This window comes from Gemmatimonadota bacterium, assembly GCA_039715185.1.
GTDB lineage: Bacteria > Gemmatimonadota > Gemmatimonadetes > Longimicrobiales > RSA9 > DATHRK01.
The window spans coordinates 1-3,952 of the sequence record JBDLIA010000154.1 but is presented as its reverse complement, the minus strand read 5'-3'; the positions used below and the strand labels follow the sequence as shown (position 1 = coordinate 3,952).

At 68.3% G+C, this 3,952-nt stretch carries 2 protein-coding genes; both read left to right on the top strand.

Annotated elements, in window-relative coordinates; translation table 11 throughout:
• A partial coding sequence (gene rpoB / locus ABFS34_15990; GenBank protein MEN8376928.1) for a DNA-directed RNA polymerase subunit beta occupies nucleotides 1–1,819 on the top strand: 1,819 nt, incomplete at its 5' end.
• A 12-nt stretch (nucleotides 1,820–1,831) separates the two neighbouring features.
• Nucleotides 1,832–3,952 (top strand): DNA-directed RNA polymerase subunit beta' (rpoC, locus tag ABFS34_15985; protein MEN8376927.1); only part of this gene is annotated, 2,121 nt, incomplete at its 3' end.

The following is a 3,952-nucleotide window of genomic DNA, read 5'->3' as shown; positions in this document are numbered from 1 at the left end:
GCGTTCCAACCAGAACACCGCGATCAACCAGAAGCCGATCGTGAAGGTGGGCGACCGCGTGAAGAGGGGGCAGGTCATCGCCGACGGCCCCGCCACGGAGCGCGGCGAGCTGGCGCTCGGCCGCAACGTGCTCGTCGCCTTCATGCCCTGGGGCGGGTACAACTTCGAGGACTCGATCCTCATCTCCGAGCGGCTGGTCAAGGACGACCACTTCACCTCGGTGCACATCGAGGAATTCGAGTGCGTCGCCCGCGACACGAAGCTCGGCCGCGAGGAGATCACGCGCGACATCCCGAACGTGGGCGAGGACGCGCTCAAGGATCTCGACGAGTCGGGCATCGTTCGCATCGGTGCCGAGGTGAAGGCCGACGACATCATGGTCGGCAAGATCACGCCGAAGGGGGAGACCCAGCTCTCGCCCGAGGAGCGGCTGCTCCGCGCGATCTTCGGCGAGAAGGCCGGCGACGTGCGTGACACCTCGCTGCGCGTCCCGCCGGGCGTCACGGGCACCGTGATCGGCGCCCAGGTCTTCTCGCGCCGCGGTGTCGAGAAGGACGAGCGCGCCCGGGCGATCGAGGATGCCGAGGTCGAGCGCCTGCGGAAGGACCAGGAGGACGAGATCGGCATCATCCGCGACAACGCCCTGGCGAAGGTCACGGAGCTGCTGATCGGCAAGAAGGCCGCGAACCGCATCGCGGACGAGCGCCGCGGCGAGGTCTGGCTGGAGAGCGGCGACACGCTCACGTCCGAGACGATCGAGGGTGTGCCGATCCGCCGCCGCAAGGACATCCAGGTCACGGACGGGGCCACCCAGGAGCGCCTCGACCGCATCTTCGCGAGCCTCGAAGAGCAGTCGAACGTGATCAAGGCGGTCTTCGACGAGAAGATCGGCCGCCTCAAGAAGGGCGACGAGCTGCCTCCGGGCGTGTTCAAGATGGTCAAGGTCTACGTGGCCATCAAGCGCAAGCTGTCCGTCGGCGACAAGATGGCCGGCCGTCACGGGAACAAGGGCGTGATCTCGCGCATCCTGCCCGAGGAGGACACGCCCTACCTCGCGGACGGCACGCCCGTCGAGCTGGTGCTCAACCCGCTCGGCGTGCCCTCGCGCATGAACATCGGCCAGATCCTGGAGGTGCACCTGGGCTGGGCTGCTCGCGGCCTGGGCGAGCAGGTGAACGCCCTCGTCGAACAGCACGCCGGCACCGATGCGCTGCGCGAGAAGCTGCGCGACGTCTACGGCGACGAGGTGATCGGGCGTCTGCTCGACGGGGCCAGCGAGGACGCGATCCGCTCGATCGCAGAGAACGTGCGCACCGGCATCCACGTCTCCTCGGCGGTCTTCGACGGCGCGAAGGAGGCCGAGATCCGCGACGAGCTGAAGCGCGCCGACCTGCCGGACAGCGGCCAGACGGTGCTCTTCGACGGGCGCACCGGCGATCCGTTCGACGGTGAGGTGACCGTCGGCATTCTCTACATGCTGAAGCTCCACCACCTCGCCGACGACAAGATCCACGCGCGCTCGATCGGGCCGTACAGCCTGGTCACCCAGCAGCCGCTCGGCGGCAAGGCCCAGTTCGGCGGTCAGCGGCTCGGCGAGATGGAGGTGTGGGCGATGGAGGCCTACGGGGCCGCCTTCAGCCTGCAGGAGTTCCTCACGGTCAAGTCGGACGACGTGCTGGGCCGGACCCGCATGTACGAGTCGATCGTGAAGGGTGATTGCCAGCTCGAGCCCGGTCTGCCGGAGGCCTTCAACGTAATCGTGAAGGAGCTCCAGGCGCTGGCCCTCGACGTCGAGCTCATCGAAGACAAGAGCCAATAGGGGAGAGACGACTTGCGCGATCTCTACAATCTGTTCGAGAAGCCCAAGGACCCGCTCGCGTTCAATGCGTTCCGCATCGGGCTCGCGTCGCCGGAGAAGATCCGGGAGTGGTCGTACGGCGAGGTGAAGAAGCCGGAGACGATCAACTACCGGACGTTCAAGCCGGAACGCGACGGGCTCTTCTGCGCCAAGATCTTCGGCCCGGTCAAGGACTACGAGTGCAACTGCGGCAAGTACAAGCGCATGAAGCACCGGGGCGTGATCTGCGAGAAGTGCGGCGTCGAGGTGATCCAGTCGAAGGTGCGCCGCGAGCGGATGGGCCACATCACGCTGGCCACGCCGGTGGCGCACATCTGGTTCCTGAAGTCGCTGCCCTCGCGCATCGGCAACATCCTCGAGATCACGCTGCGCGACCTCGAGCGGGTGCTCTACTTCGAGGCCTACGTGGTCGTCGATCCGGGCGAGACGGAGCTCGCCAAGGGCGAGCTGCTCTCGGAGGAGGAGCTCAGCCAGGCGCGCGAGCAGTTCGGCCGGGACGCCTTCGAGTACGGGATCGGGGCCGAGGCGGTGCGCGAGATGCTGGCCCATCTCGACGTCGAGGAGGAGTGCAAGGTCCTCCGCGCCGAGATGAAGGAGGCCACCAGCGAGGCGAAGCGCAAGAAGCTCGCGAAGCGCCTCAAGGTGCTCGAGGCCTTCCGGGAGTCCGGAAACAGCCCCGAGCACATGATCATGGAAGTGATTCCGGTGATCCCGCCGGACCTGCGCCCGCTCGTGCCTCTCGACGGCGGCCGCTTCGCGACCAGCGATCTGAACGATCTCTACCGCCGCGTGATCAACCGGAACAACCGCCTCAAGCGCCTCCAGGAGCTGAACGCGCCGGAGGTGATCATCCGCAACGAGAAGCGGATGCTCCAGGAGGCGGTCGACGCCCTCTTCGACAACGGTCGCCGCGGGCGCGTCATCACGGGCCCGAGCAAGCGGCCGCTCAAGTCGCTCTCCGACATGCTGAAGGGCAAGTCGGGCCGCTTCCGCCAGAACCTGCTGGGCAAGCGCGTCGACTACTCGGGCCGCTCGGTCATCGTGGCCGGCCCCGAGCTGCGGCTCCACCAGTGCGGTCTGCCCTCGCGGATGGCGCTCGAGCTCTTCAAGCCGTTCATCTACAGCAAGCTCGAGCAGCGCGGCTACGTGACCACCATCAAGGCCGCCAAGAAGATGGTGGAGCGCGAGCGCCCCGAGGTGTGGGACATCCTGGCCGAGGTCATCCAGGAGCACCCCGTCATCCTGAACCGCGCGCCGACGCTGCATCGCCTCGGCATGCAGGCCTTCGAGCCGGTGCTCATCGACGGCAAGGCGATCCAGCTCCACCCGCTCGTCTGCAAGGCCTTCAACGCCGACTTCGACGGCGACCAGATGGCCGTGCACGTGCCGCTCTCGGTCGAGGCCCAGATCGAGGCGCGGGTTCTGATGATGTCGACGAACAACATCCTGTCGCCCGCGACGGGGCGTCCCGTCATCGACCCGAGCCAGGACATCGTGCTCGGCTGCTACTACATGACGCGGCAGCGCCCGGGCGTGCCGGGCGAGGGCCGGACCTTCGCGAACGCGGAGGAGGTGCGCGTCGCCTACGACGCCGGCGAGCTCCACATCCACGCCGGCATCCAGGTGCGCATGCAGGGCGAGCTCGTGGAGTCGCGCCGCACGCTACCAGCGGGCGCGCTGATCGTGCCCGCTCACCATAAGCTCGCGCGCGTCGCGGCCCAGCTCCCGCGACTCGAACAGCGCGGCCTCTTGCAGCAGCACGTCGCACCAGGAACCGGCGGCGCCCGCCGCCTGGAGCGTCGTCTGGTAGTCCTCCGGGTCTCCTCCGGGCACTGGGGTCCAGGCGCACGCGGTGCCGGCAGGCCCCGTCGGCGGCAGCGGCTCCACGACCGGCGGTTGAGTGGGCACCGGAAGCGGGCCCGGCACGGACACCGGCGGCGCCGTGGTCGTGGGCAACGGCGCAGCGGCGGCCGCTGTCTCGGTCTCGGCCACGAACAGCGGCCCCATCGCTGCGGTCAGCCCCACGAAGGCGACCGTGGCGATCCCCCCGGTCACGGCCCGGGTCACGGGCGCACGGCTCGTCACAGATCCCGC